18 protein-coding genes are annotated in these 23,052 nt (G+C 34.3%); 17 read left to right on the forward strand and 1 reads right to left on the reverse strand.

Annotation, left to right across the window (positions count from 1 at the left end):
• Positions 1-97: 97 nt before the first annotated feature.
• The 15 genes from E0I26_RS02875 to E0I26_RS02945 all read left to right on the forward strand — a co-directional run bounded on the left by E0I26_RS02875 (position 98) and on the right by E0I26_RS02945 (position 19,387).
• Positions 98-2,386 (forward strand): NADP-dependent malic enzyme, encoded by a 2,289-nt coding sequence (locus E0I26_RS02875; RefSeq protein WP_131914981.1) that lies wholly within the window; start codon positions 98-100, stop codon positions 2,384-2,386.
• Positions 2,387-2,481: 95 nt separating this feature from the next.
• Entirely contained in the window at positions 2,482-3,063 is a 582-nt protein-coding gene (gene ruvA, locus E0I26_RS02880; protein WP_131914982.1) for a Holliday junction branch migration protein RuvA, read from the forward strand.
• A gap of 24 nt (positions 3,064-3,087) precedes the next feature.
• Positions 3,088-10,266: a T9SS outer membrane translocon Sov/SprA gene (gene sov, locus E0I26_RS02885; RefSeq protein WP_131914983.1), complete on the forward strand. Its 7,179-nt coding sequence runs from the start codon at positions 3,088-3,090 to the stop codon at positions 10,264-10,266.
• Positions 10,267-10,360: 94 nt separating this feature from the next.
• Positions 10,361-10,741, forward strand: a complete 381-nt coding sequence (gene gcvH / locus E0I26_RS02890; protein ID WP_131914984.1) for a glycine cleavage system protein GcvH — start codon at positions 10,361-10,363, stop codon at positions 10,739-10,741.
• Entirely contained in the window at positions 10,734-11,111 is a 378-nt protein-coding gene (locus E0I26_RS02895) for a VanZ family protein (protein WP_131914985.1), read from the forward strand. Before gcvH ends, E0I26_RS02895 begins: the two co-directional genes overlap by 8 nt.
• Before the next feature lie 211 nt (positions 11,112-11,322).
• A complete protein-coding gene (deoC, locus tag E0I26_RS02900) occupies positions 11,323-12,066 on the forward strand; it encodes a deoxyribose-phosphate aldolase (RefSeq protein WP_131914986.1) in 744 nt (247 codons plus the stop codon).
• A 19-nt stretch (positions 12,067-12,085) separates the two neighbouring features.
• Positions 12,086-14,209, forward strand: coding sequence for a gliding motility protein RemB (locus E0I26_RS02905; RefSeq protein ID WP_131915146.1), 2,124 nt, complete (start codon positions 12,086-12,088; stop codon positions 14,207-14,209).
• A gap of 82 nt (positions 14,210-14,291) precedes the next feature.
• Positions 14,292-15,194, forward strand: a complete 903-nt coding sequence (gene cyoE / locus E0I26_RS02910) for a heme o synthase (RefSeq protein ID WP_131914987.1) — start codon at positions 14,292-14,294, stop codon at positions 15,192-15,194.
• 2 nt (positions 15,195-15,196) lie between these two features.
• Positions 15,197-15,784 carry a cytochrome c oxidase subunit 3 gene (locus E0I26_RS02915; protein WP_131914988.1) on the forward strand — a complete coding sequence of 196 codons (588 nt, stop codon included), beginning with the start codon at positions 15,197-15,199 and terminating at the stop codon, positions 15,782-15,784.
• Positions 15,785-15,826: 42 nt separating this feature from the next.
• The gene (locus E0I26_RS02920; protein ID WP_131914989.1) at positions 15,827-16,804 is read left to right on the forward strand and encodes a cytochrome c oxidase subunit 3; all 978 of its coding nucleotides are present in this window, start codon (positions 15,827-15,829) and stop codon (positions 16,802-16,804) included.
• A 19-nt stretch (positions 16,805-16,823) separates the two neighbouring features.
• Entirely contained in the window at positions 16,824-17,174 is a 351-nt protein-coding gene (locus E0I26_RS02925; protein WP_131914990.1) for a cytochrome C oxidase subunit IV family protein, read from the forward strand.
• Between the two features lie 74 nt (positions 17,175-17,248).
• A complete protein-coding gene (locus E0I26_RS02930) occupies positions 17,249-17,890 on the forward strand; it encodes a hypothetical protein (RefSeq protein ID WP_131914991.1) in 642 nt (213 codons plus the stop codon).
• Between the two features lie 6 nt (positions 17,891-17,896).
• Positions 17,897-18,583, forward strand: a complete 687-nt coding sequence (locus E0I26_RS02935) for an SCO family protein (protein WP_131914992.1) — start codon at positions 17,897-17,899, stop codon at positions 18,581-18,583.
• Positions 18,584-18,585: 2 nt separating this feature from the next.
• Positions 18,586-19,125 carry a DUF420 domain-containing protein gene (locus E0I26_RS02940; protein ID WP_131914993.1) on the forward strand — a complete coding sequence of 180 codons (540 nt, stop codon included), beginning with the start codon at positions 18,586-18,588 and terminating at the stop codon, positions 19,123-19,125.
• Between the two features lie 25 nt (positions 19,126-19,150).
• Positions 19,151-19,387: a hypothetical protein gene (locus tag E0I26_RS02945; RefSeq protein WP_235831704.1), complete on the forward strand. Its 237-nt coding sequence runs from the start codon at positions 19,151-19,153 to the stop codon at positions 19,385-19,387.
• Between the two features lie 84 nt (positions 19,388-19,471).
• Here E0I26_RS02945 and E0I26_RS02950 read toward each other — a convergent pair whose 3' ends face one another.
• Positions 19,472-20,881, reverse strand: coding sequence for a DUF4403 family protein (locus tag E0I26_RS02950; protein ID WP_131914994.1), 1,410 nt, complete (start codon positions 20,879-20,881; stop codon positions 19,472-19,474).
• 173 nt (positions 20,882-21,054) lie between these two features.
• Here E0I26_RS02950 and E0I26_RS02955 point away from each other — a divergent pair, with 173 nt between their 5' ends.
• On the forward strand, positions 21,055-21,813 hold the full coding sequence (locus tag E0I26_RS02955; RefSeq protein ID WP_235831705.1) for an ABC transporter ATP-binding protein: 759 nt from the start codon (positions 21,055-21,057) through the stop codon (positions 21,811-21,813).
• On the forward strand, positions 21,806-23,050 hold the full coding sequence (locus tag E0I26_RS02960) for an ABC transporter permease (RefSeq protein ID WP_131914995.1): 1,245 nt from the start codon (positions 21,806-21,808) through the stop codon (positions 23,048-23,050). The genes E0I26_RS02955 and E0I26_RS02960 overlap by 8 nt, the downstream gene beginning before the upstream one ends.
• The last annotated feature ends 2 nt before the right edge of the window (positions 23,051-23,052 follow it).

Below are 23,052 nucleotides of genomic sequence, written 5' to 3' on the forward strand. Positions count from 1 at the left end.
ATTAGGGAGGGACGATTTTTTGTAAAAGAATAGGGTAAATGCTGACTTTTTAAATCAAGTCTTCTATCTTTGCAGACTAGAATAAAATCTAAAAACAATGGACAAAAATAGCAAAAGAAGAGAAGCATTATTATACCACGCAAAGCCAACTCCCGGTAAAATTCAAGTAGTTCCCACTAAGAAATATGCAACACAAAGAGATTTATCTTTAGCATATTCTCCCGGTGTAGCTGAGCCGTGTTTAGAAATCGCGAAAGACGTAAATAACGTTTATAAATATACCGCAAAAGGAAATTTAGTTGCCGTAATTACAAATGGAACTGCAGTCTTAGGATTGGGTGACATTGGTCCGGAAGCATCAAAACCAGTAATGGAAGGTAAAGGATTATTGTTTAAAATTTTTGCTGATATTGATGTGTTTGACATTGAAATTGGAACAAAAGATATTGAAGAATTCATTCAAACAGTCAAAAATATAGCACCAACCTTTGGAGGTATTAATCTGGAAGATATTAAAGCGCCGGAGTCTTTTGAAATTGAAAGACGATTGGTCGAAGAGTTGAATATTCCTGTGATGCACGATGATCAGCACGGTACAGCCATCATATCATCTGCGGCATTGTTGAATGCTTTGGAATTAGCAGGTAAAAAAGCGGAAGATGTAAAAATGGTCGTTTCAGGAGCAGGTTCTGCGGCGCTTGCATGTGCTAATTTATATGTTTTATTGGGTGTGAAATTAGAAAATATTTTGATGTTTAATAGTAAAGGCGTTTTGACAAAAGACAATCCGTCACTATCAGTTTTACAACAAAAATATGCCCAAGACATAAAACCGATAAGTCTTGAAGAAGCATTAGTTGGTGCAGATCTTTTTTTAGGATTGTCATCAGGTGATATCATGACTCCAAAAATGTTGCTTGGAATGGCCGAAAATCCTATCGTTTTTGCGATGGCAAATCCAGATCCGGAAATAGATTATAACCTTGCTGTTGCCACACGTAAAGATATTATAATGGCAACAGGACGTTCTGATTTTCCTAATCAGGTGAATAATGTTCTTGGATTTCCTTATATTTTTAGAGGCGCATTAGATGTTCGTGCTACCAAAATAAATGAGGAGATGAAAATGGCGGCTGTAAGAGCGCTTGCTGCATTAGCAAAAGAATCGGTTCCGGAACAAGTGAATATTGCTTACGGAGCTACTAAATTGGTTTTTGGAAAAGAATATATTATTCCTTCTCCGTTCGATCCTAGATTGATAACTGTTGTTGCACCAGCTGTTGCAAAAGCAGCTATGGATTCCGGAGTAGCATTAAACCCTATAACCGATTGGGCAAAGTATGAAGAAGAGCTTTTAGATCGTTTAGGGAATGATAATAAAATGGTTCGATTGATCGCTAATAGAGCTAAAATGGATCCTAAAAAAATTGTTTTTGCTGAGGCAGACCATTTAGATGTCCTTAAAGCAGCACAAATTGTATTAGAAGAAGGGATCGGTTTTCCAATTTTATTGGGAAACAAAGAAACTATTTTAGAATTAAAAGAAGAACTAGGCTTTTATGCTGATGTTCAGATTATAGATCCAAAAATTAAAGAAGAGGAAGCTAGAAGAAACAAGTTTGCCACAACGTATTGGACATCCAGACAAAGAAGAGGGATTTCATTATTGGATGCTCAGAAGTTAATGCGTGAAAGAAATTATTTCGCGGCCATGATGGTCAATGAAGGAGAAGCAGATGCATTAGTAACGGGATACTCCAGAAGTTATCCATCGGTAGTAAAACCTATATTACAGCTTATCGAAAAAGCACCTGGCGCTTCTCTAGTTGCCACTACAAATATGATGATGACGGCTCGTGGGCCAATGTTTTTGTCGGATACCGCAATAAACATTAATCCATCTGCAGATGATTTAGCTAAAATTGCCATCATGACTGCAAAAACAGCCAGAATGTTTGGAGTAGAGCCGGTAATTGCGATGATATCCTATTCGAATTTTGGGTCTTCAACGAATGAAAGCGCATCAAAAGTGAGAGAAGCTGTTGCTTATTTGCATAATAATCATCCTGAGATGATTATTGATGGTGAACTTCAAGCAGATTTTGCATTGAACCCTGAAATGTTAAAAGAAAAATTCCCTTTTTCTAAGTTAGCTGGAAAGAAAGTAAATACCTTGATTTTTCCTAATCTGGAATCGGCTAATATTACCTATAAATTATTGAAAGAATTGAATAAGGTAGACTCAATAGGACCTATTATGTTAGGAATGGGAAAACCGGTTCACATATTTCAATTAGGCGCAAGTGTTGAGGAAATGGTCAATATGGCTGCAATTGCGGTCATTGATGCGCAGGAGAAAGGAAAGAAAAAAGCAAATTTAATTTAGTTTAATAATTTGTAAATTATTAGCGAAGTTAAATTGATGAATATGATAAAATTATGTGCTATTTTTATTATATTTGATGATATATTTAAGAATTAATGATAGCACATTTACAAGGAAAATTAGTAGAGAAATCGCCCACGCAAATAATTATTGATTGTGGAGGAGTTGGTTATCATGTAAATATTTCTTTACATACTTATTCTTTGCTTCCAAATACGGATTTTATAAAAGTATATACGCATCTTCAAATAAAAGAGGATGCGCATACACTTTTTGGTTTTGTGGAAAAGTCAGAAAGAGAGATTTTTAAAATGTTGTTATCAGTCTCCGGAATAGGAGCGAGTATAGCAAGAACGATGCTTTCTTCATTAGACCCAAAACAAATTACTAATGCAATAGCATCTGGTGATGTGGTAACCATTCAATCTATAAAAGGGATAGGGAGCAAAACAGCGCAAAGAGTAATACTGGATTTGAAAGATAAGGTATTAAAATTGTATGATTTAGATGAAGTTTCTATGTCACAAAGCAATACAAATCGAGATGAGGCGTTATCAGCTTTGGAAGTTTTGGGATTTTTACGAAAATCTTCAGAAAGAGTTGTAGAAAAGATTGTCAAAGAAGACCCAGAGGCTTCAGTGGAATCAATCATCAAGAAAGCTTTAAAAAACTTATAGAGGTATTCAAGTAACACGAGTTGTATGCATAAAATTTGTATTTTTTTGCTTGTATTATTCTGTGGTTTTGCATCGCAAGCCCAAGTAAATCAAGCGGCTCAGGATACCGTTAAAACTGGATTTTCTACCGGAAAAGTCCAGTTAAAAAATCCAAAGAGTATTCTCTCAGCCTATACCTATGATCCAATTACAGATAGGTATATCTACACTAATTCTGTTGATGGATTCTCTATCAATTATCCCATTATATTAACGCCAAAAGAATATGAAAAGTTGGTTTTGAAAGAATCAATGCGCGATTATTTCAAAAAAAAGGGGGATGCTATTGATGGGAAAAAAGAAGGCAGTGAAGAAGCAAAAAAAGACTTATTGCCAAGATATTATGTGAAATCAGGGCTTTTTGAATCTATTTTTGGAAGTAATACCATTGATGTAAAACCGACCGGATCTATAGAAATTGATTTAGGAATGCGGTATACAAAACAAGACAATCCCTCTTTTTCGCCCAGAAACAGGTCGAATCTTTCTTTCGATTTCGATCAAAGAATAAGTATGAGCTTGATGGGTAAAGTAGGAACGCGACTCAGTGTAAATGCTAATTACGATACGCAATCAACATTTGCTTTTCAAAACTTAATGAAGTTGGAATATGCACCTTCAGAAGACGATATTATCCAAAAAATAGAAGTTGGAAATGTAAGCATGCCCTTGAATAGTTCTTTGATTCGAGGAGCGCAAAGTTTATTTGGTGTAAAAACACAATTGCAATTTGGAAAAACGACCATTACCGGAGTTTTTTCAGAGCAAAAATCACAAACGAAAAGTTTAATTGCTCAAGGTGGAGGGACAATTCAGGATTTTGACATGTTTGCATTGGATTATGATAATGACAGACACTTTTTCTTATCCCAATATTTTAGAAATAGATACGATAAATCATTAAAAAACTATCCTTTTATAGACAGTAGAGTTCAAATTACCCGACTGGAGATTTGGGTGACCAACAAACAAAACAGATTGAATGTTGGTATCGGAAACACTAACAATAGTAACAATTTAAGAAATATTATTGCACTTCAGGATTTAGGGGAAGCGCAATTTACTGGAATACCAGATGATGAAGTTGTGGTTATAAATCCTTCGACAGGATTTTTTAATACAGTTCCAGTTGATTCCCCAACAGAGAATAGTAATAATAAATATGATCCTAAATTTATTGGACAGTCAGGTTCTTTTTTAACACAAAATATTAGGGAAATTGTTACTGCAAAATCAGGTTTTCTAAGGAATAATGATGGTGATAGTACTAATGATGCTTTTGAAGGAAGTGACTATTCTAAATTAGAAAATGCTCGAAAGCTAAATCCAAATGAATATACCTATAACCCACAATTAGGGTATATTTCATTACAACAGAGACTGGCTAATGACGAAGTTTTGGCGGTTGCCTACCAATATACAATCGGAGATCAAGTGTATCAAGTGGGTGAATTTGGAAATGACGGGGTAGATGCAACTGTGGTAACGGGTACTAGTCCTTCAAATCAAGCCATTATTTCTCAAAGTTTGATTTTGAAAATGCTGAAAAGTAATTTGACCAATGTTAAAAACCCTGTTTGGAACTTGATGATGAAAAACATCTATCAAATTCCGGGTGCTTATCAAGTAAAACAAGAAGATTTTAGATTTAACATTCTTTACACGGATCCATCGCCTTTAAATTATATTACTGAAGTTCCGGGAAGTCCTTTTCCGCCGAATCCATTGCCTCAAAATGAAGTTGCCGAAACGCCTTTGTTGAAAGTGTTTAACTTGGATAAATTAAATTATAACAATGATCCTCAAGCTGGAGGCGATGGTTTTTTTGATTTTATTCCGGGCTTAACGATGGATGCCCAATACGGAAGAATCATTTTTACTACTAAAGAACCATTTGGAGAATTATTGTTTTCTAAATTATCAAATGGAGGTGAAAATTATAACAATGTTAATTCTTATAATGAAAACCAAAAGAAATACGTGTTTCGTAGTATGTATCGAAATACACAATCTGGAGCTTTACAGGACAGTGATAAAAATAAATTTTTATTAAGAGGAAAATATAAATCATCTGGTGGAGACGGAATACCAATTGGGGCTTTAAATGTGCCGCAAGGTTCTGTTGTGGTTACTGCTGCAGGTAGAGTTTTAGTGGAAGGAATTGATTACAGTGTAAATTACCAATTAGGAAGAGTACAGATTTTAGATCCGTCACTTCTAGCCTCCAATACACCTATTGAAGTGTCTTTAGAAAACAATTCCGTTTTTGGTTTGCAGACCAGAAGGTTTATGGGCGTAAATGTGGAACATAAAATTTCCGATAATTTTTTGGTTGGAGGGACTTTTCTTAAAATGACCGAAAGACCATTTACTCAAAAATCCAGCTTTGGTCAGGAATCAGTTAACAATACTATTTTTGGATTCAATACTAATTTTTCAACTGAAGTTCCTTTCTTGACTCGATTGGTGAATAAGTTGCCAAATGTTGATACCGATGTGCCTTCTAATCTTTCCGTAAGAGGTGAAGTTGCTTTTTTGAGACCAGATTCTCCAAAAGCGGATCAATTTCAGGGGGAGTCTACCATTTATGTAGATGATTTTGAAGGTTCCCAATCGACCATTGATATGCGTTCTCCGTATGCTTGGAGTCTGGCATCAACACCGGAAAGAAACGCCATGAGTACGTATGATTTCAACGCCGATGCCAATGATTTAAGTTATGGGTTTAAAAGAGCCAAATTAGCTTGGTATTCAATTGACCCTATATTTTATACTCAAAAGCCAGCAGGAATTTCAAATGAAGATTTGTCGTTCAACAATACCAGAAGAATTTTCAGTGAGGAATTGTATCCTTTGACGGATATTGCTCAAGGGCAATCACAAGTCGTTAATACATTAGATTTAAGTTATTATCCTTCTGATAGAGGACCCTATAATAACAATTCAAATTCAGCTGCAAATCCAAGTGATAATTTTGGGGGAATTATGCGGTCGTTAAATTCGACTAATTTCGAACAAGGAAATGTAGAGTATATCCAGTTTTGGGTATTAGATCCTTATGTAGGAAACGGTCAGGTACCACAATCCAATACGGGGAAAATTTATTTCAATTTAGGGGAGATATCTGAAGATGTTTTGAAGGATGGAAGAAAACAATATGAAAATGGACTTGGGCCAGATCAGATATTGGTAAACCCTCAACCGCTATGGGGAGATGTTCCAGCATCTCAATCATTGATTTATGCTTTTGACACTAATGCAACAAATAGAACAAATCAAGATATTGGTCTGGATGGTTTGGTTAATGCCAATGAAGGATCAGTGTATACTAATTTTGCCTCAGAGTTAGATCCTGCGGCAGATGATTATACGTATTATTTGAATGCTTCAGGAGGAATTTTAGACCGATATAAAAGATATAACGGTACTGATGGAAATTCAGCGGTTGATATTAATGATCCAAACAGAGGGTCATCGACCGTTCCGGATGTTGAGGATATCAACAGAGACAATACTATGAATACCATCAATGCGTATTATGAATACAGTATTGTGGTTCAGCCAAACATGAATGTGGGGCAAAATTATATTACCGATATAAGAAATACGCAAGTGACTTTGCCGGATGGTTCGACTACTGATGCGAGATGGCTGCAGTTTAAAATACCGGTTTCACAACCGGAGAACACGATAGGGAATATTTCTGATTTTAGATCCATACGCTTCATGAGGATGTTTATGACGGGCTTTAGTGAAGAAGTAACCGTTCGTTTTGGCGCACTGGATTTAGTAAGGGGAGAATGGAGAAGATACGCCAATACGCTTGATCCTTTGGATACAGATGTTACTGATGACAATACTAATCTAGATGTTTTGGCTGTTAATGTTCAGGAAAATAATGAGAGATGTCCAATAAATTATATTGTTCCTCCAGGTGTGCAACGGGAACAATTGTACAACAATAATACGGTTATCAATCAAAATGAGCAGTCATTGGCGTTGAGAGTATCTGGAAACGGATTAGAACCGGAAGACTCCAGAGCCGTTTTTAAAAATGTGAGTATTGACATGCGTCAATTCAAGAAATTGAAAATGTTCTTGCATGCAGAATCATTGCCAAATGAAATTGTACTTCAAGACAATCAAATGGTTGGATTTATCCGTTTTGGAAATGACTTTACTCAAAATTTCTATCAAATTGAAATTCCTTTAAAAGTAACGAGTCCGTCTTCTGCTTCAAATTCAGATTGTTCTCCTTTGAGCGCTGAGGAAGTTTGGCCTGAAGAAAATGAGATTGATTTGTCATTGGCTTTATTGACTGAAATGAAGATTAGAGTTCCAAAAGATGCTTTGCCATTGGATGGGGTGTATTATCCGGATGACCACTTAGACATTTTTCCTAATGGTGATGGTAATACTGGCTTGAAGCTGGGAATTAGAGGGAATCCTAACTTTGGCTTAGTGCGTACGCTGATGGTTGGTGTGAAAAATAGCGACCTGCGCGATGATATCAAAGGAGAAGTTTGGTTCAATGAACTTCGCTTAGCGGATATGGATAATCAAGGGGGAATGGCAGCTGTATTGAATATAGATACAAATTTCGCAGATTTTGCCACGGTTTCTGCTTCAGGTAAAAAAAGCACCATTGGTTTTGGTACTTTAGAACAAGGGCCAAACGAAAGAAACCGTGAGGATACAGAACAATATAGTATTGTGACCAATGTAAATCTTGGGAAATTATTGCCTCCAAAATGGCAAATTAACCTGCCTTTTAATTATGCTATTGGCGAAGAGACCATAACTCCGGAATACGATCCTTTTAATCAGGATATAAAATTAAAACAGTTATTGGATTATACCACTGATGAGGCCGAAAGAGCAAACATTAAAAATAGAGCTGTTGATTATACAAAACGCAAAAGCATAAATTTTATAGGGGTTAGAAAAGAGCGCGGTCCTGAGCAAAAACAACGTGTGTACGATCCGGAGAACTTTACTTTTTCCCAGTCTTTTAATGAAGTGGAAAGACATGATTTTGAAATTGAAGATTACGTTGACCAACAAGTAAATTCGTCGGTGGATTATGCCTATACTTTTAAACCAAAATCAGTAGAGCCTTTCAAGAAGACAAAATTCATGAAAAAAAGTAGTTATTGGAAATTATTAAGTGATTTCAATTTTAATTATTTGCCTTCAAATATATCGTTTAATACTAATATCGTCAGACAATACAACCGTCAACAATTTAGACAGGTAGATGTAGAAGGAATTGGGCTGGATCCTTTGTATCGAAGAAATTTCGCTTTCAATTACCAATATGGATTTAATTATAATTTGACTAAATCTTTAAAATTAAATTATACGGCTTCTTCCAGTAATATTGTAAAAAATTATTTGAATGAAGACAATGAGCCTATCGATACTTTTACAATTTGGGATAGTTATTGGGATATTGGAGATCCAAATCAACACATGCAACAATTGGTTGTGAATTATGAAATTCCAATCAATAAAATTCCATTATTTAGTTTTGTCAAAGCCAATTATTCCTATACGGGAGACTACAGCTGGCAGCGTACTTCTAATGCATTGTCTCAAATAGAAATTGATGATGTTGAGTATAATTTAGGGAACACCGTTCAAAATGCGAGTTCAAGCAATTTGAATGCAACTTTCAATATGGATATGTTGTACAAGTATTTAGGACTGACAAAAAACATGAACAAAACGGTACCAAAACCTAAAACAACTGCTCCAAAACCAGGTGAGAAAATAGTAAATACAAATGCTAATCAAGTACCGAAAAACAATGAATTTGTAGATGGTTTTATAGGTGTTTTAACCAGTATTAAAAATATCCAGATGAACTATACCTATAACAGCGGTACGGTTTTACCGGGATACACGCCAGGTGTAGGATTTCTTGGGTCGTCAAGACCGTCGTTAGGGTTTGTTTTTGGTAGTCAGGATGATGTGCGATATGAAGCTGCCAAAAATGGTTGGCTAACTAACTATCCTGATTTTAACCAAAATTTTTCTCAAGTGACCAATAAATTATTTAAAGCCACGGCAAATGTAGATTTGTTGCCGGATTTAAAGATTGATCTGACATTAGACCGCGCTCATTCTGAAAATTTCTCAGAACAGTATGATGTAACGGATGGGGTGTATAATTCTAGATCTCCTTATAATACAGGTATTTTTTCAATTTCTACGGTGTTGATAAAAACTTCATTTTCGACTAGTGATGAAAATTCATCGGTTGCATTTGATGATTTTAGAATAAACAGACTTACGGTAGCGAATCGATTAGCAACACAACGTGGGATTGATATTAATAATCCTGGTAATTTGGACTCAGAAGGATTTCCATTAGGGTATGGGAAGAACAATCAAGCAGTATTGTTACCGGCATTTTTAGCGGCTTATTCAGGAGGAAATGCCTCAGATGTTTCGTTGGGAATTTTCAGGAATTTTCCAATTCCAAACTGGTCGATAAAATACAATGGTTTGATGCGTTATGGGCTATTTAAAAAGAATTTCAAACGTTTCTCATTGCAACATAATTACAGGGCTTCTTATACGATAAATGCGTTTAGATCGAATTTTGAATATGACAAAGCGCCAGGCGGAGTGGATGCGAGTGGTAACTTTTTCAATCAAACCATAATGTCAAATGTTAACTTGGTAGAACAATTCAACCCATTGTTAAGAATGGATTTTGAATTGAAAAGTTCGTTAAAAGTATTGGCTGAAATCAAAAAAGACAGAGCATTGTCAATGAGTTTTGATAATAATTTGTTGACCGAAGTTAAAGGGATAGAATATGTGGTAGGATTGGGGTATCGTTTCAAAGACGTGATTTTCTCTTCCAGACTGGCTGATAGTCCAACAGGGATAATAAAAAGTGATATCAACTTGAAAGCAGATGTATCTTATAGAAACAATCAGACGATTGTGAGATATTTGGATTATGATAACAATCAATTGGCGGGAGGGCAGAATCTTTGGTCGTTAACAGTCAAGGCTGATTATTCGTTTAGTAAAAATCTAACGGCTATTTTCTATTATGATCACTCTTTTTCGAAAGCGGTAATATCAACTTCTTTTCCGTTGACAAATATTCGTTCCGGAATCACACTTCGTTATAATTTTGGAAATTAATTTTTCGAAAAGGGGACAATTTTTGAATAGAAGATTATTACATTTGTGCCATAAAATCTAAATTATCAATAAATAATTATCAATTACAATTTATATGAACATACCAGTAAATTTAAAGTACACTAAAGATCACGAATGGGTTAGTATTGATGGCGATACTGCAACAGTAGGAATCACTGATTTTGCACAAAAAGAATTAGGAGATATCGTTTATGTTGAGGTAGAAACTTTAGACCAGACTTTAGACAAAGATGAGGTTTTCGGTACAGTGGAAGCAGTTAAGACTGTTTCTGATTTGTTTCTTCCATTAGCAGGTGAAATTATTGCCTTCAACGATGCTCTGGAAAGTACTCCGGAAAGCGTTAATTCTGATCCTTATGGAGCTGGATGGATGATCAAAATAAAAATTGCGAATATGGCAGAGGTAGATGATTTATTGTCTAGTGAATCTTACAAAGAGCTTATTGGTGCCTAAACAAATATATTTTTTTGCAGCTTTATTGTGGGCTGGAGTTATTGCTTTTTTTTGTTTAGTACAGTTGAATAATGTTCCGCTAGGGAATGTTTCAAATCTGGATAAATTGGTGCATGTTTTTTTTCATCTTGTTTTAACGATGCTTTGTTTTTTGTTTTTTCAAAAACACACAAACGATATAAACAGTTTAAAACCCATAATAATTTCTTTTCTGTTTTCCGTTTTTTTTGGAATAGGTATTGAAATTGCGCAAGAATTATTAACCGCTACCAGGCATGCAGATGTATTTGATGTTTTAGCAAATCTATCTGGTGCAATTTTAGGAGTAGCTTTTATTCTTTTATTTGATTTAAAAACAAAAGTCAGATAAAATTCAATTTAAATGGAGTCCCACTTTGGTGGGACTTTTCATTTTATAGCTAAATGTTTATTTAGTTTGGTTTGTATTTTTTTAAAAGCATGTAAAAACTTCATTTCTAGCGTTAAAAATACAAAATAGTGATATTTTATAGTAAACTTATGTTCATATAAAATGTATTTTTGTGAGGCATAATCTACTCTAATTAAGAAATCAAAAGCGCATGAATATTAAGCAATATTTAGATTCTACCTATTTAAAAACGGCAGAACAAGCGGGACTCAGCGAAAAAGAAAATACTTTGGTAGTCAAAGGATTTATCCAAGAAGCCATCGAGGAACATTTTAAGCTTATTATGATTCGTCCTAATATGGTTTCTTTGGCGAAAAAAATGATTGTTGAAACAAATTCAGTTGTGTCAATAGGAACTGTAATTGATTTTCCGGAAGGTAAATCTTCATTAGAAAACAAACTTAGCGAAGCTCTTCAAGCAATACATGATGGCGCCGATGATTTAGATTTTGTATGCAATTATGAAGCTTTCAAAAGAGGAGAAGTAGCCTTGGTAAAAGAAGAAATTCTTAAATGTACCCAATTAGGTTTAGATAATAACAAGGTAGTAAAGTGGATCATTGAAGTGGCGGCTCTAAGCGATAAGGAAATTATCCAGTTGTCAAGTTTGATAAAAAATGTAATTGTTTCTAATTTTAAACAAGAACTTTTTGCTTCGGTTTTTGTGAAGTCCTCGACTGGATTTTATAAAACAGAAAATAATTTACCAAACGGAGCCACTATTCCCTCGATACTGATGATGCTAGAAAACGCATCGCCCCTTCCTGTGAAAGCTGCAGGTGGTGTAAGGACTTATGAAGAAGCGGTTGAGATGATTCAACTGGGGGTGAAAAGAATAGGTACATCAGGAGCGAAAAGTATTGCTAACGGACAAAATTCACATAATGAATATTAAACGGACAAAAATTGTAAACATGAAAAAAGGATTGTTGGCTTTATTTTTATTTTCGTATTCCTTTTTTGCCTATTCCCAAGATTTAAATAATAGTTTGGTACAATCTGGCAATTCGGCGGAGCGATTTCCTGTTTTTCCTGATTGTGTAAATTTACAATCGAAAGTATTAGAAAATTGTTTTTACAATCAAGTTCAGGATTTTGTTTTTCAAAATTTTCAAGTTCCGGATAATTTAAAACAAAATAATTTTAAAGGGAACGTAAAAGTTCTTTTTGAAGTGGACAGTAATGGTATTTTTAAAGTGATTTATGTTGATGCTGTTGATGAGGCATTGATAAAAGAAACAAAAAGGGTTTTTGAGACATTTCCAAAAATAGAACCGTCAACGTATAACGGAAAACCAACCTACTCCAAATTTACCATAACTATCGCCATACCTTTAAAAAGCAGGGAAGAACTTGAAGCTGAAGCTTTGGCGAAAGCCGAAATTGTTTCAAACAACAAACCGAAACGTACTGAATTGGATAGTATTGTATATAAAAAATTTACTAATCCGGAGTTTGAAAGCCATTTGAATGTTCCTTTTTCGCATAGTTATTACGCGCAGTTTGATGGTTCCTTAAATCAAGTGGGAAGTAATAATCATACGGCATCAAAACCATATACCTATGCTGAGGTTTCAAAATATTATGATCTGAAAGCAGTTAATGAAAAGATAAAAAAGAAAGCTTCAGGTTGGTGGACAAGAAAATTATGGAATGAGAGTACGGTAGAAATCCAGGGCGAAGGATATTGGTTTACCTTAAATCCTATACTTGATTTGCAGGTTGGTAAAGCTTCTAAAACGGAAGCGTCTTACACCTATATGAATACTCGCGGAATCAATTTTAGAGGAGGTTTGGGTAAGCAACTTAATTTTTCTACCACGGTTTTTGAAAGTCAGGGGCGTTTTGCAGATTACTTTAATCGTTATGCTGAATCTATTAAACCCGCAGGAGGAAATCCTGCTATTATTCCAGGGATAGGAATTGCAAAAGATTTCAAAACGGATGCCTATGATTTTCCTTTGGCGGAAGCCAATTTGACTTTTGCACCCAGTAAATACATTGATTTGCAATTGGGTTATGGCCGAAATTTTATTGGGGACGGATACCGTTCTTTGCTGGAAAGTGATGGCGCCAGTCCGTATCCTTATTTTAAATTGAATACTAATTTTTGGAAAATAAAATATACCAATACCTACATGTGGCTCAAAGATGTTCGTCCTGAGGTGACATTAGAAAGAACGTATGCCACAAAATTTATGGCAAATCATTATTTGAGTTGGAATGTTTCCAATAAATTAAATCTTGGTTTCTTCGAATCGGTGATTTGGACCAATACAAATGACAGAGGATTTGATGTGAATTTTGTAAATCCTATTATCTTTTATCGTTCGGTTGAGTTCGCTTCTTCTGCAAGAAGTGGAAATGCTGTTTTGGGATTGACTTTTAAATATAAATGGAGTAATCAAATCAATTTTTATGGACAGTTTATTCTGGATGAGTTTTCTCTTGGAGACATCAAAGAAAGAGACAATAGTTGGAAAAATAAATACGGTTATCAGTTAGGCGTTAAGTATTATAACGCTTTCAAAGTTGATAATTTACTGTTGCAATTAGAATACAATCACGTGCGTCCTTATGTGTATTCTCATAGTATGCCAATCACAAATTACGGTCATAATAACCAAAGTATTGGGCATCAATGGGGAGGAAATTTCAAGGAATTTATTGCTATTGCGCGCTATCATAAAGGAAGGCTTTTTGCTGATGCAAAAGTTACTGTGGGGACTCGAGGACTGGATTTTGACACCGCTGAAGACAGCTTTAATTACGGAGGAAATATCTATAAAGATTACGATGAAAAAAGACCGTTTGATAGTGGTGTGAAAGTGGGGCAGGGAAATAAAACGGCTGTTTTTATTGCTGATTTTCAAGGTGGTTATTTGGTGAACCCGGCTACTAATTTGAAAATTTTCTGTAGTTATATTTACAGAAGTTTTGATCCTACAAAAAACACCGAAACAACTTTCACTGAAAGTACTAATTGGTTTACTTTAGGACTGAGAGCTGATATTTTTAATTGGTATTTTGATTATTAATCTTTTTGTGAATTGTTTTTTGTCAAATCCCTTTTGATACACTACTTTTGCAAAAGTTTTTAAAAACAAACAAACTCTAGTATTGAACGCAACACAAAATACATTTTCATTAAAATCCATTTATATTGATTTCCGAGAGATCACTAAGGCACGTTTAGCTATTAGTGTTGTGTTTTCGTCTATTGCGGGATTTATGCTTGGGATTTATGATTTGCATTCATTAGATTGGATGGTTTTATTAAAATTGGCAGTTGGTGGCTATTGTATGGTGGGAGCATCAAATGCTTTTAATCAAGTTATCGAAAAAGACCTTGATGTCTTGATGGATAGAACGAAAAATCGTCCCGTTCCAGCTGGCAGAATGTCTCAGGCTACAGCTTTGATTATTGCGAGTCTTTTGACTATTGTTGGAATTGCGTTGCTTTATACAATCAATCCAAAAACCGCTATGTTTGGCGCCATTTCAATATTTTTATATACAAGCGTTTATACTCCTTTGAAATCGATGACTTCACTGTCTGTTTTTGTTGGAGCTTTTCCTGGAGCAATTCCTTTTATGTTGGGTTGGGTTGCTGCAACAGGAGAATTTGGAATAGAAGCAGGAACTTTATTTTTAATTCAGTTTTTTTGGCAATTTCCGCATTTTTGGGCTATTGGATGGTTTTTGTATGAAGATTATGAGAAAGCAGGTTTCTTTATGTTGCCTACAGGTAAAAAAGACAAAGGAACAGCCTTGCAGATTATTTTATATACGGTTTGGTTAATTTTAGCGTCACTTTTACCAGTTTTAGGATATACTGGACGTTTATACATAACGCCAATTGCTGCAATTGTTGTATTTTTACTGGGACTATGGATGCTTTTTTATGCTGTTCGGTTATACAAATTAAGAACTGCAAAAGCGGCTAGAACACTAATGTTAGTTAGTGTTTCTTATATTACATTGTTACAATTGGTTTATATATTTGATAAATTTTTAAGATAGTTATGGAAATGATAATGACAACTGAGGAGCAAAAATCCAGAACGGCAAGATCCTATAAATTGATTTTGTTGTTTGCAATGGTAAGTATGACCATGATGTTTGCAGGACTTACGAGTGCTTTTGTAGTGAGTAAATCCAGAGCAGACTGGTTGAAGGATTTTCAATTACCAATAGCGTTTTATTACAGTACTGTTGCAATAATAGGATGTAGTGTTACTTTTCATTTGGCTAAAAAAGCGATTCAGAAAAACGATCAAAGTAAAACGACAATTTTTCTTTTGACGACATTAGTTCTAGGAATATTGTTTGTAATTTTACAGTTCGTAGGATTTGGGCAAATAGTGGATAATGGGTATTATTTCACTGGAAGTGGAAGCTCAATAACCACGACTTTTTTATACGTTGTTACGGTTGTGCACTTGATTCACCTTGCTGGTGGCGTGATTTCACTTCTAATTATAATTTATAATCATTTTAAACAAAAATACAATTCATCTCAAACCCTTGGAATTGAACTAGGTGCAATGTACTGGCACTTTCTTGACTTATTATGGGTTTATTTGTTTTTGTTTTTATATTTCTTTAAATAAGAAAAAAACGTAAATTTGGGAACTTTTTAACGAATAACTTTTATGGAAGCGACAGTTACTACTGCAAATAGTGAAGAAAAAACTTGGGGAGGCGGCAATGAGCCAATGGGAGCAAGTTATGGCAAATTGATGATGTGGTTTTTTATCGTATCAGATGCTTTAACGTTCTCTGGATTTCTGGCGGCGTATGGTTTTTCTCGATTTAAATTTATTGAAACTTGGCCGTTGGCCGATGAAGTGTTTACGCACTTCCCATTTATGCATGGAGTATCTGCTCCGATGTATTATGTGGCATTAATGACTTTTATTTTGATTTTCTCATCTGTAACAATGGTTTTGGCTGTTGATGCAGGTCATCAAATGAAAAAAAATAAAGTAGTTCTTTATATGTTTTTAACCATTATCGGTGGTTTGATTTTCGTAGGATCTCAAGCATGGGAATGGAAAAACTTTATTAAAGGAGAATACGGTGCTATTGAAACAAAAGGAGGTAGTTTACTTCAGTTTGTTGACAAAGACGGACACCGTGTAGCTTTAGCGGATTTTGCAGCTATTTTGCCTGAAGAAAGAGAACAATTGACAAGAAGTAGCGCGAATTGGTTTATGGATGAACCAAGTTTGCCTTCTTATTCAGTTGCCGAAGTTCAAGCTGGTTTCAAAGCGCATCCTGAACTTTTGATCAGAACTGAGGTAATAACCAAAGAGAAGAAAAAAACAATTCTTTCAAGAGAAGAGTCTGAATTAAGATTGAGTCAAGCACACTACGTAGTTGAAGGTGCAAACTTGAAAAGAAACGAATACGGAAGTAAATTATTTGCTGACTTCTTTTTCTTTATCACTGGATTCCACGGATTCCACGTTTTTTCTGGAGTAATCATAAATATTATCATATTTTTTAATGTGCTAATTGGAACTTATGAAAAAAGAAAAAGTTATGAAATGGTAGAAAAAGTGGGTCTTTATTGGCACTTTGTCGATTTAGTTTGGGTATTTGTATTTACAGTTTTCTATCTAGTTTAATTTTCAAAAAGTAATTATCATGTCACACGAACACGTATCTAACATAGGTAGAATCTGGAAAGTTTTCGGAATATTATCTGCCGTTACAGTAGTAGAAGTTTATTTGGGTATTTTGAAACCGGATTTTCTTTTCATGAATGATTTTTTAAGTATGAATTTGCTTAATTGGATATTCTATGCTCTTACGATTTTTAAAGCCTATTACATTGTATATGCATTTATGCACATGGAAGGTGAAAAAAGTTCTTTAAGAAGTGCAGTTGTTTTTCCAGTAATTTTTCTGATATTATATTTACTCTTCATTCTTTTGACAGAAGGGGATTATATTTATGAGGTTTTTAAGAATTCTACCATTAAATGGAATTTTTAACAAGATATTAATTCAATAAAAGGGTACGCATTGCGTACCTTTTTTTATTTTTGTACTTTAATAGTATTATTACAATGAAAAAAAATATTGTCCTTTTCGTTCTTTTTATTTTGCCTATAGTTGCCTACCTTTTTTTTGCTTCGGGTGTGAACGGGTTTACTAAATTACCAACAATAACTCCTAATACCGCTGATTTAGGTAATTGGCAATCTTTAGATGGTCAAAAAGTTAGTTTGAATGGCAAAGTAACGATTCTCGGTTTTATGGGTACTGAACTTTTAAAAAACAGAGGGAATCTTTTCAATTTAAATCAAAAAATTTATCAAAGGTATCATGAGTTCAAAGATGTTCAATTTGTGATGATTTGTCCAACTGGAACTGAAAAAGATGCTAAAAAAGTGGTCGATGCTTTGGGTGCTTTTACTGATGTTGCCCAGTGGCGCTTTGTATTTGCATCAACGGAAGATATTAATACCTATTATGCTCAATTAAAATTGGTGGAGAAATTAGATGAGAATTCCGGTACGCCAAAAGTCTACATCATTGATAAAAAACGAAATCTTCGAGGCAGAAAACTAGTGAAAGATACTAAAGAGGGATATAGTACATTTCATCCAGCGGAGTTGAGTAACGAAATGCTGGATGATTTTAAAGTCATTCTTTACGAATATCGTGCGGCTCTTAAAAAGAACAATAACGCCACCAGAAAAATTTAATGTTTTATGTTTAAAAATAAATCATATATAGGTATCTCTTTTATTATTTTGATTTTCGGCATTTACGCTGTTCCAAAAATTGTAGAGAGAATTAAAAACGATAAAGTGGTTCAAGGGGATAGACTGGACAGTGTTAATCCGGCAATTGCAGAAGAAGGACAATTAATTAAAATAGGACCTGCGCCAAAATTCGAATTAGTAAATCAAGACAATAAGAAGATTAATAATGAAACCTACAAAGGGAAAGTGTATGTCTTGGAATTTTTCTTTACTACCTGTCCTACCATTTGTCCAAAAATGAATGAAAGTATGTTAGTTTTAGAAAAGAGTTTTTTCGGTAATCCTAATTTTGGAATTGTCTCTATTACTATTGATCCAGAACATGACACTCCAAAGGTGTTAAAAGAGCACGCAAATCTTTTGGGAGTAAAATCCTCTAATTGGAATTTTTTAACCGGAGACAAAGCCTATATTTTTAATTTAGCCAATAAAGGGTTTAATCTTTATGCGGGTGAAAACAAAAAAGTTGCAGGTGGTTTCGAGCATTCAGGATTGTTTGCCTTGATTGATAAAAACGGAAATATCCGTTGTAGAAACGATGATTTTGGAAATCCAATTTTATATTACGATGGTTTAGATAAAAAAGGGGTAAGAAACATTCAACAAGATATTAATATTTTATTAGAAGAATAATAATGGAAAACATTTCGTTAGAACAAAAATTCAGCAAGCTCATCATTGCAGTTTCAATTTTAATACCAGTTGTGGTTGCCATACTTTTTGGAGTAAAACTAAAAGATTTTGGATATAATGTTGAGCCACTTTCTTTTTTGCCGCCAATCTATGCTACTACCAACGGAATCACGGCGATAGTTTTAATCGGTGCAGTTATAGCTATTAAAAATGGTAAAAGAAAACTTCATGAAAGATTGATGACTTCGGCGATTGCTTTGTCTGTTGCTTTTCTTGTCATGTATGTTGCGTATCATATGACTTCTGATTCAACAAAATTTGGTGGTGAAGGAACAATTCGATACGTTTATTTCTTTATATTAATTACGCATATTGTTTTATCGATTGCTATTATTCCAATGGTTTTAATAACGTATGTTAGAGCATTGTCGCAAAAATTTGATACCCATAAAAAAATCGCAAAAATTACTTTTCCAATTTGGTTGTATGTTGCCGTTACCGGAGTAGTTGTTTATTTAATGATTTCACCATATTATGTATAGTAGAAAAATAATTAACAATTGGCAATTGGCAAAAAGGTCAAAAAGTATTTTTAACTATAGTCTATTGCTTATTGCCCTTTGTTTATTTTCACAATCTGCAAATGCGCAATGCGCCATGTGTCGCGCCGCATTGACCAGTGAAGGTAATACAACAAAAGCAGCAGCGGTAAATGACGGAATCGTTTATTTAATGGTAATTCCATATCTGCTTGTCGCAGGAATTGGTTATGCCATTTACCGAATGAAAAAGAAGAAATCCTAAGGGTTGAAAATTTCAAAAAAATCTCCAAATTCCATTTTATCAGAATGCCTCCCTTCCCTTTGGGTAGGGCTGGGGTGAGGACTTTTATTTTAATCCATCTACGGACACATTCACTGTTCCTTTTACTTTTATAAAGGCAATAATAGCTTGATTTGTCAATTGAATTTTTTGAAATTGAATCTCCTCCATTTTTCCGTTTACAAAAACACCTTGCATAGGAGAGTAGTTTTTTAAATAAGTCATCATGCTTTTTTGACCTTCTTCGAGATTTGGTTTTATGGAGTAGCGACAACTTTGTTCTATTTTTCTTAAAATTAATCCTTGCGCTAACCAATTAGCAGTTCGCATTAATTTATTTTTTGTGTCTAAAGCATAATCCAATTGGTCAAAATATACTTCTTTGGTTTTGTCGTTATATTGCGGAAAACCGGCTAAATAAATGGTTCCGTTTACAGATCCCAATACATCTAAAGCGATTATCATTTTCCCATTTTTGTGCCAAATAGCAACATTCTGAACTTTTACTTTCTTGGATCCTGAACCAAATTCTTGCCCGGAAAAATTCTTAGTCATTAGTTTTGATGCTTCCAGATAGGTAGAAACAGCGACAATGTTTGCGGTAATTTCCTGAGGTATTTTGGAGACAGGTTTTAAAACAATTTTGCTGGCATTAAATTTAGATTCGGGTTGCTTTCCTATTAATGTTTCCATGTTGCATTTCATTCCCATTTCCAGTACAAAAGTGTCATTTTTGAGTTTGGCATTGGTAGAATAAATTTCAATAGGAACAATTCGAAGCCAACTTTCATAAGTATCACTCATTTGAAAAGGAATACAAATTTTCTCTAATGCAGCCAAAACATTTGGTTTGAAATCCATTGACTTTGCAATAGCATCATCAATTTTCTTTTCAATTTTTGATTTGAAAAGCTTTATTCCCGGATTGATAAGATAGGTTACAGGCACATTTTTTCCAAAAACAGTCATCGTAGGACTCTCATTCCAATCCAATGATTTTAGTTCCGTTTTGGTATTCATTTTCCAATTGGTCAAACCTACATCACTGAGCAAAGTGACCACGCCATCAAGATTAAATTCTTTAGTGTTGTATAATTCAACTCCCATTTTCTTTGTTCCAATCCTGTATTTTACAATAGCTTTCAAAGGTAAAACCGTTCTGATTTTTTGGCCATTGGCACCGTTGTCATTTTTGATTGTGATTGGTGCTAATTTCCAAATCTTCATTTCAATGTCATCATCTTCAATAGTGTTGTCTTCATAGATCAAGCCATTTAGGAGTGAATTTGTTTGGTTTTCGATATCCTTCAGTTTTACACTGATGGGTAAATTGATGAAGGAAGGAGTGTTTTCGTAAACTAAAGGAGTGGCATCGTCCGGTTCTGGTTTTAAAGTAGCTATTTTACTGGTTGTAGAGCAGCTTGTAATCAGTACGATAGACAGAATTATAAGTAGGGTTGAAAAATATTTATGCATTTTATTTTAGTTTGATGGGGCAAAATTAGCAAAACAATTCTTTTTTAGGATTAATGTGTAACATTTTCACAACAATTAAGTCTTATGATTAAATTCCTGATAAAGGTATTAACGTTTTCTTATTACAATTTCTTTTAGAGAAGAATTAATATTGTTTTAAAATTAACATAATTATGATTGAAATTAAAGATTTACATAAATCCTATAAAATGGGGAGTTCCGAATTACATGTGTTAAAAGGAATTAATTTCAACATTAAAGAAGGGGAATTAGTGGCTATTATGGGGTCTTCCGGTTCAGGAAAATCTACACTGCTTAATATTCTTGGAATACTTGATGAAGCTGATTCTGGGAATTATATTTTGGATAGTGTGCCAATAAAAAATCTCAATGAGACTATCGCTTCAAGATATCGCAACAAATTTTTAGGTTTTGTTTTTCAATCTTTCAATTTGATTAATTATAAAAGTGCTTTGGATAATGTGGCAATGCCATTGTATTATCAAGGTATAAAAAGGAAAGAACGCAATGAAATTGCGATGAACTTTTTGGAGAAAGTAGGTTTGTCTTCACATTCACATCACTTACCAAATGAACTTTCCGGTGGACAAAAACAACGTGTTGCCATTGCAAGAGCATTGGCGTCAAATCCCAAAGTATTATTGGCCGATGAGCCTACAGGAGCTTTGGATACCAAAACATCTTATGAGGTTATGGAGTTGATACAAGGAATTAATGACGAAGGAAAAACCATTTTGATTGTAACGCACGAGCCTGATATTGCTGCCATGTGCAAAAGAAATGTGGTTTTAAAAGACGGTTTGATCATTGATGATAAATTAGTGGCACAAGTTAGAGCTTCTTCTTATAAAGATGGCTTAATCATCGATGATAAATTAGTAGAACAAGTAAGAGCATCCGCTTATGTTTAATGTAGAACGCTGGCAGGAAATTTTTGAGGCAATTGCCAAGAACAAACTGAGAACTTTTCTCACGGGAATTTCTGTGGCTTCTGGGATTTTCATATTAGTTATTCTTTTGGGTGTGGGCAAAGGACTTCAAAACGGGATTGAAAAACAGTTTGAACGTGATGCTGATGGTATAATTGAAATTTGGACAGGAACTACAGCCAAAGAATACAAAGGATTGAATCCTGGAAGACAAATTCAATTTCGCAACAGCGATTATGATATTTCAGTGCAAAAATTCGGAGATTTATTAGATAAAAAAGCAGCTACCTACAGTTTTTGGAATGGTGTAATTGTTTATGGTAAAGAAACGGGGAATTATCAATATAGAGGTGTTTATCCAGATTATCAAGCCATTGAAAATGCAACAATCGTTAATGGAAGATTCATTAATAACAATGATTTAGTAAGCAGTGAAAAAGTGGCAGCCATTGGACAAAAAGTAAAATTGGATTTATTTAAAGACAAGAATCCTATTGGAGAGCAAATTGTAATTAACAATATCAATTTTAAAGTGGTTGGTGTTTTTACCGATCCAGCTGGAGAAAGAGAAGAATCCAGAGTGTATCTGCCAATAACGACGACACAAAAAGCTTTTGGGATTGGGGACAGAATTAGCAATTTGTCTTTTACACTGACAAAAAAGGCTACTTATGAAGAAGCTTTAGCGCAATCAAATAAGTTTACAAAGGAATTAGATCAATTGTTAAAAAGTAAAAATACAATTGCACCTGATGATGAAAGTGCCATAGGAATTAATAATTCCATAAAAAATGCAAAACAATTTTATGATTTAAATCTGTATATCCGATTGTTTTTTTGGTGGGTTGGAATTTGTACCATAATAGCTGGAGTCGTTGGGGTAAGTAATATTATGTTGATTATTGTAAAAGAAAGAACTAAAGAAATTGGTATTAGAAAAGCACTTGGTGCATCTCCTATTTCTATCATCGGAATGATTTTGCATGAATCCATTTTTATTACGACAATTGCAGGGTTTATAGGGCTTTTATCAAGTTTGTTGTTGCTGGAATTAGTAGGTCCGCAAGTATCAAGTGATTATTTTCTGAATCCCGAAGTTGATTTTAGTATTGCTTTGACCACCTTGATATTATTAGTTGTTGCTGGTGCTTTAGCTGGATTTTTCCCGGCATACAGAGCCGCCAAAATAAAACCCATTGTAGCACTTAGAGACGAATAATT

The sequence above is a fragment of the Flavobacterium rhamnosiphilum genome (assembly GCF_004349195.1).
Taxonomy (GTDB): Bacteria; Bacteroidota; Bacteroidia; order Flavobacteriales; family Flavobacteriaceae; genus Flavobacterium; species Flavobacterium rhamnosiphilum.